The sequence below is a fragment of the Agarivorans sp. QJM3NY_33 genome, from assembly GCF_050870865.2.
Taxonomy (GTDB): domain Bacteria; phylum Pseudomonadota; class Gammaproteobacteria; order Enterobacterales; family Celerinatantimonadaceae; genus Agarivorans.
This window is the reverse complement of record NZ_CP194039.2, coordinates 3713312-3727584: the sequence shown is the minus strand read 5'-3', so window position 1 is coordinate 3727584 and position 14273 is coordinate 3713312. Positions and strand designations below refer to the sequence as shown.

11 protein-coding genes are annotated in these 14273 nt (G+C 47.1%); 4 read left to right on the top strand and 7 right to left on the bottom strand.

Annotation, left to right across the window (positions count from 1 at the left end; all coding sequences use genetic code 11):
• Nucleotides 1-14: 14 nt before the first annotated feature.
• Nucleotides 15-1211, bottom strand: coding sequence for an IS4 family transposase (locus ACRRSY_RS16820; RefSeq protein WP_432463676.1), 1197 nt, complete (start codon nucleotides 1209-1211; stop codon nucleotides 15-17).
• A gap of 156 nt (nucleotides 1212-1367) precedes the next feature.
• On the opposite strand from ACRRSY_RS16820, the gene ACRRSY_RS16815 reads away from it, so the two are divergent.
• Nucleotides 1368-1940, top strand: a complete 573-nt coding sequence (locus ACRRSY_RS16815; protein ID WP_432463675.1) for a hypothetical protein — start codon at nucleotides 1368-1370, stop codon at nucleotides 1938-1940.
• Nucleotides 1941-2008: 68 nt separating this feature from the next.
• Here ACRRSY_RS16815 and ltrA read toward each other — a convergent pair whose 3' ends face one another.
• The 6 genes from ltrA to ACRRSY_RS16785 form a co-directional block, all read right to left on the bottom strand.
• Entirely contained in the window at nucleotides 2009-3340 is a 1332-nt protein-coding gene (ltrA, locus tag ACRRSY_RS16810; RefSeq protein WP_432463674.1) for a group II intron reverse transcriptase/maturase, read from the bottom strand.
• A gap of 1232 nt (nucleotides 3341-4572) precedes the next feature.
• Nucleotides 4573-6555, bottom strand: coding sequence for a Fe(3+)-hydroxamate ABC transporter permease FhuB (gene fhuB / locus ACRRSY_RS16805; RefSeq protein ID WP_432452104.1), 1983 nt, complete (start codon nucleotides 6553-6555; stop codon nucleotides 4573-4575).
• 11 nt (nucleotides 6556-6566) lie between these two features.
• The gene (locus ACRRSY_RS16800) at nucleotides 6567-7502 is read right to left on the bottom strand and encodes an iron-siderophore ABC transporter substrate-binding protein (protein WP_432463673.1); all 936 of its coding nucleotides are present in this window, start codon (nucleotides 7500-7502) and stop codon (nucleotides 6567-6569) included.
• Nucleotides 7499-8287 (bottom strand): ABC transporter ATP-binding protein, encoded by a 789-nt coding sequence (locus ACRRSY_RS16795; protein WP_432463672.1) that lies wholly within the window; start codon nucleotides 8285-8287, stop codon nucleotides 7499-7501. The genes ACRRSY_RS16800 and ACRRSY_RS16795 overlap by 4 nt, the downstream gene beginning before the upstream one ends.
• Nucleotides 8288-8333: 46 nt before the next feature.
• Nucleotides 8334-9203 carry a siderophore ferric iron reductase gene (locus ACRRSY_RS16790; protein ID WP_432452107.1) on the bottom strand — a complete coding sequence of 290 codons (870 nt, stop codon included), beginning with the start codon at nucleotides 9201-9203 and terminating at the stop codon, nucleotides 8334-8336.
• Between the two features lie 9 nt (nucleotides 9204-9212).
• Complete coding sequence (locus ACRRSY_RS16785) at nucleotides 9213-11300, bottom strand: TonB-dependent siderophore receptor (RefSeq protein ID WP_432452108.1); 2088 nt, start codon at nucleotides 11298-11300, stop codon at nucleotides 9213-9215.
• A gap of 296 nt (nucleotides 11301-11596) precedes the next feature.
• Here ACRRSY_RS16785 and ACRRSY_RS16780 point away from each other — a divergent pair, with 296 nt between their 5' ends.
• The 3 genes from ACRRSY_RS16780 to ACRRSY_RS16770 are packed head-to-tail and all read left to right on the top strand — an operon-like array spanning nucleotide 11597 to nucleotide 14272.
• Nucleotides 11597-12406, top strand: a complete 810-nt coding sequence (locus ACRRSY_RS16780; RefSeq protein WP_432452109.1) for a DUF3450 domain-containing protein — start codon at nucleotides 11597-11599, stop codon at nucleotides 12404-12406.
• Nucleotides 12406-13758 (top strand): MotA/TolQ/ExbB proton channel family protein, encoded by a 1353-nt coding sequence (locus ACRRSY_RS16775; protein ID WP_432463671.1) that lies wholly within the window; start codon nucleotides 12406-12408, stop codon nucleotides 13756-13758. The genes ACRRSY_RS16780 and ACRRSY_RS16775 overlap by 1 nt, the downstream gene beginning before the upstream one ends.
• Nucleotides 13748-14272 carry a MotA/TolQ/ExbB proton channel family protein gene (locus ACRRSY_RS16770; protein WP_432452111.1) on the top strand — a complete coding sequence of 175 codons (525 nt, stop codon included), beginning with the start codon at nucleotides 13748-13750 and terminating at the stop codon, nucleotides 14270-14272. Before ACRRSY_RS16775 ends, ACRRSY_RS16770 begins: the two co-directional genes overlap by 11 nt.
• Nucleotide 14273: the final 1 nt, after the last annotated feature.

The following is a 14273-nucleotide window of genomic DNA, read 5'->3' as shown; positions in this document are numbered from 1 at the left end:
GCTGGAGGATCCCCTCATAAATCTTTGACTCCTGAAGAGTGAGTTAACCAGCGAAACGCATTAATTGCCCAGCGTATTCGCTGCTCTGTGATAACATACTCAGGCCTTCGCCGTACTTCTTTTCCTAACCTTACTACCGATAAAACCGCCCGTTTGCGGATGGTATTGGCCTGAAAGTGTCGTTGCCATCCAATCTGTTGTGCCACTAAACCTAACCACCATAAAATGATGTCTGCCAGCATTGCTATCAGCAGTAGTACGTCATATCGGCGTGGACATCGTGAACGGCTATGGCGCAAACCAAAGCCGTATTGTGGACTTTTTAAGTCGCGGAAGGTTTCTTCTATTTGCATCCGTTTGGCGTACAACTTTGTAATTTGCACAGCGGTAAATAGCTCAGGAGGCAGGTTCGTGGCCAGAACCCAAGGCTCTTTAGCGGAGCGGTGATATAGCTTCTTGGCTGAATGGTTATTGCCTGAGCGGCGGGAGCGTTTATCTTTACGCTGCTTATCGTTAGATTTAAACACGTATAAGTGACAAGGCATGGGCTTCTTGCGGGCAATTTGCACCGCACCGATGTAATGCGCCTTACCGCTTGCTGAATCATACAAGGTTTTAGTCAGCGCCCATTGAGCACTGAGCTGATAACACACTTCCCCCCGCAATCTACCCAACCAATACCAGCCATAAGAGGCCACTTCCCTAAACCAAGTATTGCGATACCCCGCATCCGTCACTATGAGCGGTGTACAGCCTACTGGTAACACACTGGCTAGTTCGGATAGGAACTGATTGTGACTACGAGGTGCATTGTAATCTTTGAACTCGAAGGTGCGTTCATACAAGGTAATGGAGCGGCCATTTATTGAGACAGAAGCGCGTAATGTCATCATCCGTAGTTGCTCACGGACGTCAGCCCAATCGACCAAGACCACAGGCAGTGGATTAGCCCCGCAAATTTGTCGAGCATGCCATTGATATATGGCTAAACGTTCACTATTTAAATGGTGATTACCGAGCAAGCGGTCCATGCGTTTAATGCAGTGTTTAGGTGAGGTACGGCTGGTGATATTACGTCCTAGCTCGGTGAGAGACAATTTATCGCCATCTAATAGCGATGTTGTTGCAACCATCAGAGAGTTAAGGCGTTTTTTGTGAATATAGGGGCACAGCTCAATAAGCATTTGGTGTAGAATTTGAGTTTCGCGCATCCCGACTGCCTCCGTGCAGGTTTGATAGGAAAGGTTTTTGGCGAAATTAATTAGATCAAATAACGGGGTGCGCGTCTACTTATATGAATTCTCAAGAGATTATGAGGGGATTCGCTAGATTGCGGCGTTATGTGCCATCCATAATTCGGAGCTTGCATGTCTAATGATATGAGAAAACGAGTTGAGCGTTTTAGAAATAAAGCTAAAGATATAAAGTGGCCAGAAAACATCGTAGATTTTGAATCTTCAAATTTCTGTGTTTCTGGGATAAAGCCACTTGATGAAGCAATAGATGAAATTCAGAGTGCCTTTGTTTGGTGTTGGTCTATGAAAGATCATTTAAAGAAATCTTTATATGAAAACAACAAAAACATTTCGCGTAAAGAGTTCAATAAGTGTTTTGAAAATGAAATAAACAGCTATAAAGAACTGACTTTATGTGCTGATATTGCAAATAGTGAAAAGCATCAAGGCTTAGATCAAAAACCTAGAAGTGGAAGTGTTGTTACTTTGGATATGTCGCATTTAATAAAAATATCGAAGTCTACTATAAGCCAAATTCATCGGATAGATGGGCGCTACTTTTTCACTCCAAAATCTAATGAAGCAGTTAAATTAACAGCAAATATCATAAACGACAAAAATGAGATTGTAGCTGATGCCTTTAATTGTATTGATAAAAGCCTTGAAGCTTGGGAGTTAATTACTTCTAAGTATTCAGGCACATAATCGGGTAGCCGAAGGTATCTAGCCTCCAGCCCCCACAACACCCTGCATGCGGCTCCGCACAGGGCGTTTCACTTAGAATGGTGAAGCTTAATCCATCCATCTCGAAGCGCAAATAGACCTTGGGATGCTAAATAAGCATTCGATAATGCTTGTTGGATCCCCGGTGTTTTCGAGCTTCTCCATGGGCCTTTACTGGTTATGCCACAGGCTACCGCGGCTTGAACATGTACTCCTCTACGCATCAGATTTCTTACTTTGGTTCTCGGTTTTCGCCACTGTCGCCAGTAGGCCATTCGCACTCTGCGCCTTATCCAGTGATCTAGATCTACGCACAGTTGATAGCAATTCGCGATCCCAAAGTAGTTTATCCATCCTCGCAAGTATTGGCTTACTTTAAATAGCTGATAGCCCATCGACACGCCCCAGTTACGGTTTGTTAGACGCCTAATTTGTTGTTTAAAACGGTGTAGCGTTTTGGCATGAATTTGCAGCCGTCCCGCTTTAAAGGTAAACCCTAAGAACTTACTCTTCGCCGTTTTAACCACCTGACTTTTGGCTGTATTAACCACAAGTTTTAAGCGCCGTTGCAAGAAGCTACTAATGCTCGTAAGCACTCGTTCACTCGCATGCTGACTTCTCAGCAAAATGGTAAAATCATCGGCGTAACGAGCAAACTTGTGCCCTCGATTTTCCAGCTCTTTGTCCAATGGATCGAGCATGATATTGGCCAGCAAGGGCGATAATGGTCCCCCTTGCGGTACACCTTCTCGACTTTCCTGATAGCACTGGTTAGGGATAAAACCCACTCTCAGGTATTTTCCAATCAGTGTAAGTAGCCGTTTATCTTGAACTCGATTTCCCAGCTGACTCATGAGCAGATCATGGTTAACTCGGTCAAAGAATTTAGATAAGTCCACATCAACCGCAAAACGTCGGCCTTGCTTGATGATGCCTTGAACTTGCTTCACTGCTTGCTGCCCATTCTTGTTTGGCCTAAATCCAAAGCTATGGGCTGAGAAACTAGGGTCAAAAATGGGCGTAAGCACTTGAGCTATGGCCTGTTGAATAACACGGTCTAGCACCGTTGGGATCCCCAGTTGGCGTTTACCGCCATCGGGTTTGTCAATCTCCACACGGCGAACCGGTTTAGGCTGATACTGGCCATTACGCAGCGCAGCAGCAACCTGCTTCCAGTGTAGTTTTGCCCAAGAAGGAAATGCATCAATGGACATGTTATCCACTCCAGCAGCCCCTTTATTGGCTCGAACACCTTGCCACGCGAGCTGAATATTCTGCCGCGTTAGCATATGTTCGAATAGATGTTGGCTAAAGGTTGGCTGCGAGTTATTACGCTGAATCACATCTACGCCGGACGGCGAATGGGTGTTCAAGTTTAACAAGGCTCCTCCTTTATTCTAAGTGTTCAGGCCTTCACCGTGTCCCAACCATTACGATGGGCGTTGGGCTACTATGCCGTCTGCTGACTTCTGCTTAATCACCGTTTGAGTTACCCCAAATAGCGCTATCGTTGTTCATCGTATTTGCTCACTTAAGTTGATGAGAATTAAGTGCCAGGCCTGTTGAACTAGCGGCCAAGCTAGTCAGTTTAACGATCGCCTGTTAAGCAGATCTCCCCAGATAAGAACATGCACTGTCTCTGCACTGCTGCATCATTTACGGTGGCCGTTAGATCACATGGCTTCGTTGTCTTGTGCCAACTCGCCTCCAGCCTACGCCTCATATGATGTTTTTGTTCATCAGCTCGCAGATTTGCGTCCGGCTTCCTTCAGACATTCCCTCACGGTAACGCCCTTGCCATTCGCTAGTAGTTAGCGTTTAATAATCAAAGTGTTATTAAGCGGTGACCTTCCTACAGAGGACTTTCACCTCATTAGTTCATGCCCATGCTGGGCGTACACAAAGCCAGTAACGTCGAGCTACTTTTCCGTCGCTTGAATTATGGCGAAAAAGACTGCCATAATTCAATCAACTACAAAGCAGCCGCGTTCTGGCGGCGTTAATACTGAGTATGCCTAGCTTGGGTTTACCCAAAGCATCACCGCATTAATTACCTTCCTAACACGTTTTTGTCCAAAAGTGAGTTGGTAATTTAGTGTGTAGCTTGTACGGTTAGGTCACGCTCGGTAATCCGCAGTGTCAGATTGTGTAAGAGCTAGTAAAGATAATCACACTAGTACAGATAATCACTCATCAACTCATCAACTCATCAACTCATCAACTCATCAATTCATCCACTGCTCACCGAGAGAGCGGCGCTTGTGGGATGAAGGTTTATTACAGATGAGGCTTTTTCGCTCCAAATAGTCAGGCTGGCGGTACTTAATTGCGGCAGAATCATACCCTCAATTCGGGCTTCAAAAAAACCAAACAAGACGGTAAGCTTTTGAATGATAGCAGACTTGATAAGTCGCTCAATTTAACTGCGCTAATTGCCTCGCAGTTGCCGTGCAACGATCACGAACTGGGGGGCTCAATCCTTTGAGCGCTCTGCCAGCACGGGCTTGTTGCTGGCGAAAGCAATTTACTGCGCCCTTTCGGCTGGCCAGATGGCGCAGCCTTTGGTGTTTGGGATCGCCAGCGCGTGGGCGCGAAGCGGTTTAAGATGTATCTTCTACTGGCTTTGGTTTGGCGGGTGACCGCTTCTGCTCAGTAACAGGATCAAGTAACTGCCACCTAATATAGAGGCAATGGTGCCCGCTGGCATCTGTACCGGATAGAGCAAGACTCGACCTAACCAATCGGATACCAACATTAATAATGCGCCAATGATGCATGCCAGTAGTAACTGCGGCGCAGCTTTCTTGGCGCCAAGCATCACCGCCATATGCGGAGCTAATAAACCCACAAAGGCTAAGGGGCCAATCACGGCGGTTACTAGTGCGCATAATAGCGCCACGATGATGAGTAATATCAGCCGAGCCTGGCTTATATTCAGGCCTCTCGCCTTAGCGATGTCATCTCCCGCCGAAATCAGAGTTAACCAGCGACTCAGTGACAGGCTGAGCAGCCCTAACAGCGTCACCGAGACGAGCAGCAAGATGACCTGTGAGGGAGCCACGCGATAGGTGGTTCCGGATAACCAGCCCAGGATGCTATAAACCTCATCACTGCCTTTGGCCAAAACAAAGGCGATGAGGGCGTCGATGAGCGCCGCTAAAGCAATGCCAATTAATACCATCATCGCAGGTGAAAACTGATGTTTTCTACCCAGTAACAGCAATAGGGCGAGGACCGCGCTACTGCCAATAAATGCGACTAAACTTCCCACCTCAAAAATTGACGCACCGGTGAAGATAGTGGTGATGACCAAGGCAAATGTAGCACCAGCCGACATCCCTAAAATGTCGGGGCTGGCCAAGGGGTTGCGGATCAGTCGCTGTAAGATTACCCCGGCCATGGCCATCGCTGCACCGCCCGCCACGGCGGCAAATACTCGTGGCCAGCGTAGCTGCCAGGTGTGTAAATTACTGATGGATAACTGCCAGCCATGCAATGAAGGTGCAACAAATAAGGCGACAAATAATATGCTTAACAATAGGCAGATTAAAGCTAGGGGCAGATGCTTGTGTAAGCTGACGGCGCCTTTTGGCAGGCTTAGACTTTGCTGGTCTTTCGCGCCTAGTTTACCACGGCTAAACCAAATCAGTGCTGGGGCCCCAATTAAAGCCGCCGCGGTGCCACTTGGGATCATATTGGTTGTGTAGCCGCTGGCAATCAGGGCAATCATATCGGTTATTAGCAGCAATAAAGCGCCAATTAAGACACTAAAGCATAATTGGTCACGGGCTGTTCTGGCACCTAAACTACGCACGATATTGGGTGCCAGCAGACCAATAAAAGCGATTAATCCCACAGCGGTAATCGCGCAGGAGAGCATCCAAATGGCGAAGCCAATCAGCGTGACCATGGTGGGAATGAGGCTTAAACCACGAGCCCCGGCCGCCTGTTCACCTAAACGTAATAGGCTGAGTGGGCGAGGGGCAAAATATAACAACAGGGGCATGGGCCACAACTTTGGTAGTAACCAAGTCACCCAACTCCAGTCGCTTTGAGTGAGATCACCAGCACCCCAAATAAACAGGTTTTTAGCATATTGATCATGTGTCATCACGATAGCCGTCGCGATGGCACCTAACAGTAGATTGATGGCCAAACCCGATAAAATCACCGGTAAGCCCCCCAAACCCTGACGACCCGCAATAAAAATGACCAGTGCAGTGCTGAGTATGGCGCCTCCCATGGCAAACCAGTGCCCATAAAGGGGGACTAGACTGGGTAAAAAGACACTTAAACAGACCAAGCCTAACCACGCGCCAGAAGACGCGCCTAAGGTCATCGGCGATAATAAATAGTTTTGTGTTAACTGCTGCAAAAGGCTACCGACCAAACCCAATACGCCGCCCACAATAATCGCTAAGCTGAGTCTTGGCAGGCTGGCATACAAAAACATCACCTCGGAAAATTGCTGGCTTTGCCAGTGGTGAATCAGGCTCAGCTGACGGAAGAGGCTGGGTGCCTCGCCTATTTGTAAATAGCCGAGGGTAGCGACGATGAATATGCCGCCACTAAGGCTGTATCTGGATAATATGCTCATCGGTGTTGGGTTTACTCAGGACTGTTGATGTTTAATAAACTGTCGGTAAGGGCCTGAGCGAAGTAGCCAACCGAGTTTACGCCACCATAACTCCAGATAGCTTCCATGGTGGTGTAGTGGCCTTTGCGGACAAACGGCAGAGCTTGCCATAGCGGTGAGGCTTGCAACTGTTTTTCTTGATCAAAGGGTTTAATGTTGACCACGATGCCCTCTTCAATTTGAGCTAAATCGCTTAGTTTCTTCTGGGCGATCCCCCATTTGGAGGGGCCTAAAGGGAGCGCGGGGGCGATCCCTAATTGCTCGGCTGCGGCTTGGGAAAGTGAATTATCTCCATAGACGATAATCGTTGAGGCATTGTTGAATCGAATGGTGGTTACTTTGGGGATATGCCCCGAAAAATGTTGGGATATTTGTTGTTTTAAATCTACAAATTGCTTCTCTAAGGCGGTGAGCTTTTGTGCGGCGACCGTTTGTTTATCAAATAACTCGGCCAATTGCATAAAGATTTTTTTGGACTTTTGATAGTTATCCTGGCTGGCGTTAAACGAATCAAAAAACAGCGTTGGTGCAATTTTTTCTAAACGCGGCAGTAGATCGGCCTGTGAGCTACTCAGTAAGATGACATCTGGTTTGAGTTCTTCGATTAACTCGAGATTCGGCTCCATGCGAGTCCCCACATCGGTGACGCCTGCCTGAATGGCTGGTTTGACGACCCAGGTTTGGTAACCAGCAATATCGGCAATACCCACCGGGACAAGACCTAATTCTAATACGTTTTCTGCCATGGACCAGTTGAGTGCAACAATGCGTTGCGGCACCTTAGCAAAGTGATGCGACTTGATGTCATCGTTGATGGTTAAAGCCATTGCCAGGCTTGATTGAAGCACTAGCATCAATAAAACGGTTTTTATGATGAATGGAGTTCGGCGACAATGAGTTTGAATCATAATTGTTCCTCTTGGGGATAAGCGACCGCGGCCACGGGGAGGTTTTGCTGGGCTTGTTTGATTAAATCAAAATCCAAGCCATAAATTTTTCGCAGGTTCGCAGGTGTCAGTAATTGTTGAGGTGAGCCATCAAAACAGATTTGCCCCTGTTTTAAAGCCAGAATGCGATCGGCAAAGCGACAGGCCAGATTGACATCGTGCAAGATCACAACAATACCGCGCTGCTGCTGTTGGTTGAGCTGACGCAGTAACTGCATTAAGTCGTATTGATGACTAAGGTCTAAGGCGGATGTCGGTTCATCAAGCAGCAGCATCGGGGCCTGCTGGGCAAGTAACATGGCAATCCAGGCGCGCTGACGTTCACCACCGGAGAGTTGATCAGCCAGCTGCTCACCGTAGTGGCTGACATTGGTTTGCCGTAGGGCTTGCTGGACTGCCAAATGGTCACTGGATTTCCAGCGGCCTAAAGTTCCACGCCAGGGGAAACGGCCTAAACGGACTAATTCGGTCACCGTTAATCCCGCAACATCTGGAAGTCGTTGCGGCAGATAGGCCAGCTGCTGAGCCAATTGGCGCTGGGAAAGCCTCTCCAGGGAATGTTGATTTAAACAAATACGTCCTTGAGTTGGGTTTTGTTGGCGCGCTAATAGCTTCATTAAGGTCGACTTTCCGGAACCATTGTGGCCCAGAATGACGGTGATTTGCTGCGCAGCAATGCGCAACTCTGGAATATTTAACACGGTGTTTTGTTGATGACGTACGATGACGTGGTGTAGCTCTAACATCGGAGGTTTACTTTTTTATGGCTCACTGAACATGCCGCGCTAGGGTTTAACATGTTTGCAAGGATTGTTTATGTGCCGCTAAGCGCTGTGCTAACTCGGCGCGTTGCAGCTTCGGACAGTTGAGGCAGTAATCACCATCGGCTCGCCGATAGTGCTGGCAACAGGCTGAAGGTTTGGCCAGAACGGTACTGCGTTCTGGGTTTAATTCAAAATCAAAAAATGGTGATTTGGGCCCGAGTTGAAGTTGTTCACTCCAGGGACTTAATAAATGGCTGAGTGCCACACTGTTGAGTTGCGGGAATGCTGCAGCTAACTTGAGCATCAGATTAGCGATTTGATCTTTGACGAGACGCATGGCGACGGCTTCGCTCAGTCTACCCTGTTGTCCTAAGGCTGAGCGGTAGTCTTGTAATAATTGGCTTAATTGGCGACAGCTTTGATTTAATACCCATTGCTGATCATCAGCCGCTGTGGGGGAGCTAAGTTGCAGATCCAGATAGCCACTCACAATGCCACTCTCTAAGTTAAGTCTTTGCTTGAATTGGCTCAGGTCTAAACTGGTTTGGCGGGCATATACCGCAATCAATGTTAGTGTAATGGGTTGCCAAATGAGCATCCTCCAACTTTGGATGAGCCAATACACTTCGCCAGCTTCGGGATGTTGATGTTGCCAGCTGCGATACAATTGGCAAACTACCTCACTTATTTGTGGGGATTGGGCATCAATCAACGGCTGCGAGTTAAGCTGGTGAGTGTGTAATTCAATTAAGCTGGGGCTTAAATGTCGCGCCAGTTCAGCCAAAGGCTTGCTGCTTTGAAAAGCGGCGAGCAGGTATTGGCTGATGCTATCCAAGTTAGACGATGTCATGAGCAATATTGGCTCAATTGGCCTGCGGCGAAAATGCACGGAGGCCATGGTTGAGTCCTAAAAATTGTATCGAACATCGGCGGTGACGTATAAACCTTCACCATAACCAGTGGTTCCAGAGGTAGACGCATATGCCACGTAAGTCTTATTGAATAAGTTTTTCGCGTTTAAGCTCAGATCCCAGTGACCGGTTTGGTAAGCGGCCATGGCGTCAAATAGCGTCACTGATGGTACAGTGTACAGATCAGTGCCATCGGTGGTATCTCCTACATAACGGCTTCCTAAACCGACTCGTAAACCTTCAAGCGAGCTTTTGAATTGATAATTCGCCCATACCGAAGCGAGTCTATCGGGCACATAGGCGATCCGGTAACCGGTTTCTTCATCTTCAGTTCTTTGTTCGGTATAGGTGGCAATTAAATCAACTTGTAACCATTTTTTATGAACTTCGAACTCAGCGCCTTGAATACTGACATCAGCCAGTGGCCGAACACCACCATTGGGATTGGTTTGAACTCGATTTTTCTGGGTAATGTCATACAAAGAAACGGTTGCAAGTAGGTCTGAACCAGTGGGTTGATATTTTATGCCCGTTTCATATTGCTCGCCACGTAGCGGATCGAGGTAGATCAGTTTACCGTTATTCATATCCGAGACAGCTTGCTGAGGCTCGAATGATTGCGAGTAGCTTAGGTAAGGAGAGAGTCCGTTATCAAAGTGGTACATTCCACCGAAGCGTCCGGTCACCGCATCTTCGCTAGTATTGGCGATACTACCTTCGGTTTTGGTTTTGGTGGTGTCGTAGCGTAAACCAGCATTCACCGACACTTGAGCAATATTGACTTGGTCATTCAGATAAATACCAAGTTGCGAGGCCGTCACTTCTGCCCCAGGTGTAATGGTATAGCCGCTGGGAATGTTGCCATAAACCGGATTATAAGGGTCGATGGTACCACCGCTGCCAAACCAGACATCGTCACGTGTTTTTGCCTGCTGGCCGTCTACGCCGATTAATAGCGCATGTTCTGTCGCACCCAAAGAAAAATTAGCCAAGGCGCGCACATCGCTGGTGAGCACTTTGCTATTTCCTTGCTTATGGTACGCCGCACGGTTGATCGTGCCATCGGGGTTATACATAATCGGAGCGCCATCACTACTGGTACTCGGCGCATAAGACCACATGGAGCGGTAATCGGATTCACTATCGGTGTAGCGCATATTGGCTTGCAATGACCAGATCTGATTAAAACGATGGTCAAATAAGGCCGTTAGCGATAGTTGTTCGGTGTCATAACTATCCCAGCCGGGCTCACTTAAAAAGGTGCTTTTGTCGATATACTGGCCATTCGGTCCCGCGAACAGTGTACCTTCGGTAGGTAAAAATTGAAGTACTGTGCCCGATTCGTCGCGTTGATAGTTGGCCAATAGGGTTAAATTGGTTGCGTCACCCATCATCCAGGTTAAGGAAGGATTAATCAGGTAGCGATTGTCTTCGGTATGATTAACTTGGGTATCACCTTCGCGCGCTAAAGCGACCATTCGGTAGAGTAGGTTGCTGTTAGCAATTGGTCCGGTCGAGTCAATTGCAATTTGGCGTCGATTATGGGAACCGCCTTGGGCCAATAGTTGATGACTGGCCTGCTGTTGTGGCAATTTTGACACCAGATTCACAATGCCCCCAGTAGAGCCTTGACCAAATAATACCGATGAGGGGCCTTTGAGAACTTCAATTCGTTCCATAGAGAAGGTGTCGGGGCGAATGTTGTTATAGTAGCCAAACAGTGATTTCATGCCGTCCACATACTGGGTGGGGGCGACACCACGGACCAGACTCCAGTCACCACGTGAATCTAAACCAAAGGCACTACTATAGACACCGGAAGTATAAAGTAATGCGTCCTGTAGGTTTTTAACGCCGGTATCTCGCATAAATTGTTGGTCAATCACTGCAACGGAAAATGGTAGTTCTTTGATCGGAATATCCATTTTGCTGCCAGTTGTGGTTGAGTTAGCAATTCCTTTTTCAGCGACGACGGTGAGCTTATCACCAACCTCTAATTGCTCGTGATTGGCAGTGGTTTGTTCAGCGTTGACATTTTGGCTAAGTACGGCTGCTAGCAACACCGATATGTAAGTACGGTTCATCCTTAATTTTCCTGCATTAAGTTAATTCAGTGAGTTTCACTTCCTTTCAATAAACGGTATGATATTATCAAACACAAATAAGAACAATTCTTATTTGCGTTAATGGTTGTGGTTGCTTGTTGGTGAAATGTTGCGACAGGCTGAACTTGTAAACTTTTTGTTGGTGGCGAATTTTGATGATAAATGTCGCTGCCAGCACTAAGCATTAGTGTTGTTATTTCATCGACATGCAATCTCTGGGTTGTTGGGATCCTCATTATTCATCTTGTGAAAGAATGTTTATCAGTGGTAAAAAAATGAAGATATTAAAGGGCCGGTTGAGCTGGTCATGTTTACTCGCCGGAATGTGCTTGGCTCATGTGGTACAGGCGAGTGAAATTGATGCCAGTCTTAAAACAACTGAGCAAAGTCATCGGAAAAATCAGCAGACTCAGTTGAAGCTTGATGGTTTAGATGAGCGGGCACAACAAGCCTTTTTAGATTATCAGCAAAATCAGCAACAAGCCGATTTAGTAGAGGCTTATAACAAACAGTTGAGCTTGATGGTGGCTTCTCAACAGCAAGAGCTGGATGATTTACAAAGTCAGCTTGGCTCTTTAGAGGCGACTCAGCAAGCGGCCTTACCCTTGTTGGCTGATATGCTTGAGGGTTTAGCCCATTTTGTGGCGCAAGATTTGCCTTTTTTGCCGCAGGAACGTCAGCAACGTTTAGCTAAACTGCAAAATAATTTAGTGCGAGCTGATGTGAGTTTGGCCGAGAAATACCGTCAAGTATTAGAAGCCTACCAAATTGAAATAGAATATGGACGTACCATTGAGGCTTACCAAGGTAAGTTAACCAGCGCTGAATTAAAGTCTTTTAAAACATTGCCTACCCACGATGGGGACGAACTGCAAGTCGACTTTTTCCGCTTGGGTCGCACCGCCTTGTATTTTCAAAGTTTAGATAGCCAGATTAGCGGTTTATGGGATCCTCAGCAACAAGCTTGGGTGAGTTTACCTAAACAACACAATTTGGACTTACGTTCGGCTATTCAAATCGCTTGGCAACAGAGTATTCCCGAGCTATTAACGCTGCCACTTAATCCGATCGAGCGGGGGCTGTAATGCGCATTTTGTCGATCTTATTATTTACCTTATTCAGTTTTTCAACACCGCTATCAGCCGCCGAGCCTAGTCATCGTTTAGCATCGCTCGCGACAGACATTCTTCAGCATGATGGTCAAGTCAATCAGCAGCGTTTAGCCGAATTTAAACAACACCTAGATAGTCAAAAGGCGCTATTGGCACAAAGCCAGCAACGTTTGGCCGCGGCGAATGCTCGGCAACTAGAATTAAAGCAAGCCTTTGACCAAAACGAACAGCATTTAACTGAAATACAGCAATTGTTGACTCAGCGAAGTGGTCAGCTCGGCGAAGTGTTTGGTGTCGTGAAGCAACAAGCCAGTGAGGCGCAAGGGCAGTTGCAGGATTCTTTGGTTAGTGCGCAGTTTCCGGGACGCAGCAAACAGCTAGATTTTGCTTCGGCACAACGAATTCCGAGTATCGATGAATTTAAGACTTTGTGGGTTAGCTTATATGATGAGTTAAATGAATCTGGAAAAATCGTTTTATTTGAGCGGGATGTGGTGGAGCCTTCCGGGCAAACTCGCAGTACCCAAGTATTGCGCATTGGTAATTTTCAGTTGCTTGACCAACAAGGGCATTATTTGAGCTGGCAAAACAAGCTGGATCAATTATTGGTGTTGAGTCGTCAGCCAGACGGCGCGGCGGTGAATCAGGCGAAAGCCTATATAGAGGGCAAGCAAGCCAGCTTAGTGATCGATCCTACCCGTGGCCAATTATTGGCCTTACTCGGCCAAGTGCCCAGCTTAGAGCAGCGAATTAAACAAGGTGGCTATGTGGGCTATATCATTTTGGCCTTGGGACTGATTGGTTTGGTGATGGCCCTGTGGCGGATGTTGCTGTTAAGCATCACCGAGATGAAGGTGAAGCGCCAGTTAAAAAACAGTTCAGGCCAACTATTCGATAATAACCCTTTAGGGCGAGTATTGAATAAAGCCCAGCAAAGTGAATTAGCAGTGGACGATTTAGCCTTAAGAGTTGAAGAGTCAATTTTAGAGGAAGTTCCTGGCTTAGAGCGAGGTCAAAGTCTGATTAAGTTGTTTGCGGCAGTTGCGCCTTTATTGGGGCTGCTGGGCACCGTGACCGGAATGATCGGCACTTTCCAGAGTATTACGCTGTTTGGTACCAGCGATCCGAAATTAATGGCAGGAGGGATTTCTCAGGCTCTGATTACCACGGTACTGGGCTTGATTGTGGCCATTCCACTGTTGTTTAGCCATAACTTGTTGAGTAGCCGTTCTCGCCGAGTGATTCAGATATTACAGCAAAAAAGTACCGCTTTATTGGCTGATCGACGTGAAGTTCAGCAAGTAAGGAGCAAACATGCTGCTTGATTGGAGTCGCTTTACAGCCTTGCTGCTGCAGTTTCTTCATTCCGGTGGTTGGGTGCTGAGCCTTATTTTGGCTTTAGCTGCTTTGTTGATGACGCTTATTTTGGAGCGTTATTGGTTTCGTTGGTTTAGTTTTCCAGTGTTGCGGCAACAATTTAATCAGAACGGTGCCTCGCAACGAGAACTGTATCGCTGGCAAAGTGAATATTGCGATTTAGATCTACAGCTTAAACAGCATTTATCATTTATTAAGTTATTGATTTCACTGTGCCCTTTAGTAGGCTTGCTGGGCACGGTCACCGGTATGGTACAGGTTTTTGATAGTTTAGCGCTTAACGGAACAGGCAATGCTCGTTTAATGGCAGCAGGCATTGCCAAAGCCACCTTACCCACTATGGCAGGTATGGCTATCGCGGTTTTTGGGTTGATTTTCCATACGCACTTGGCACGTTGGACCATTCGTCAACGGGCCAGCATTCAGGCGAGCGCGGCCTCACTAGGGACTCAACATGGATAAT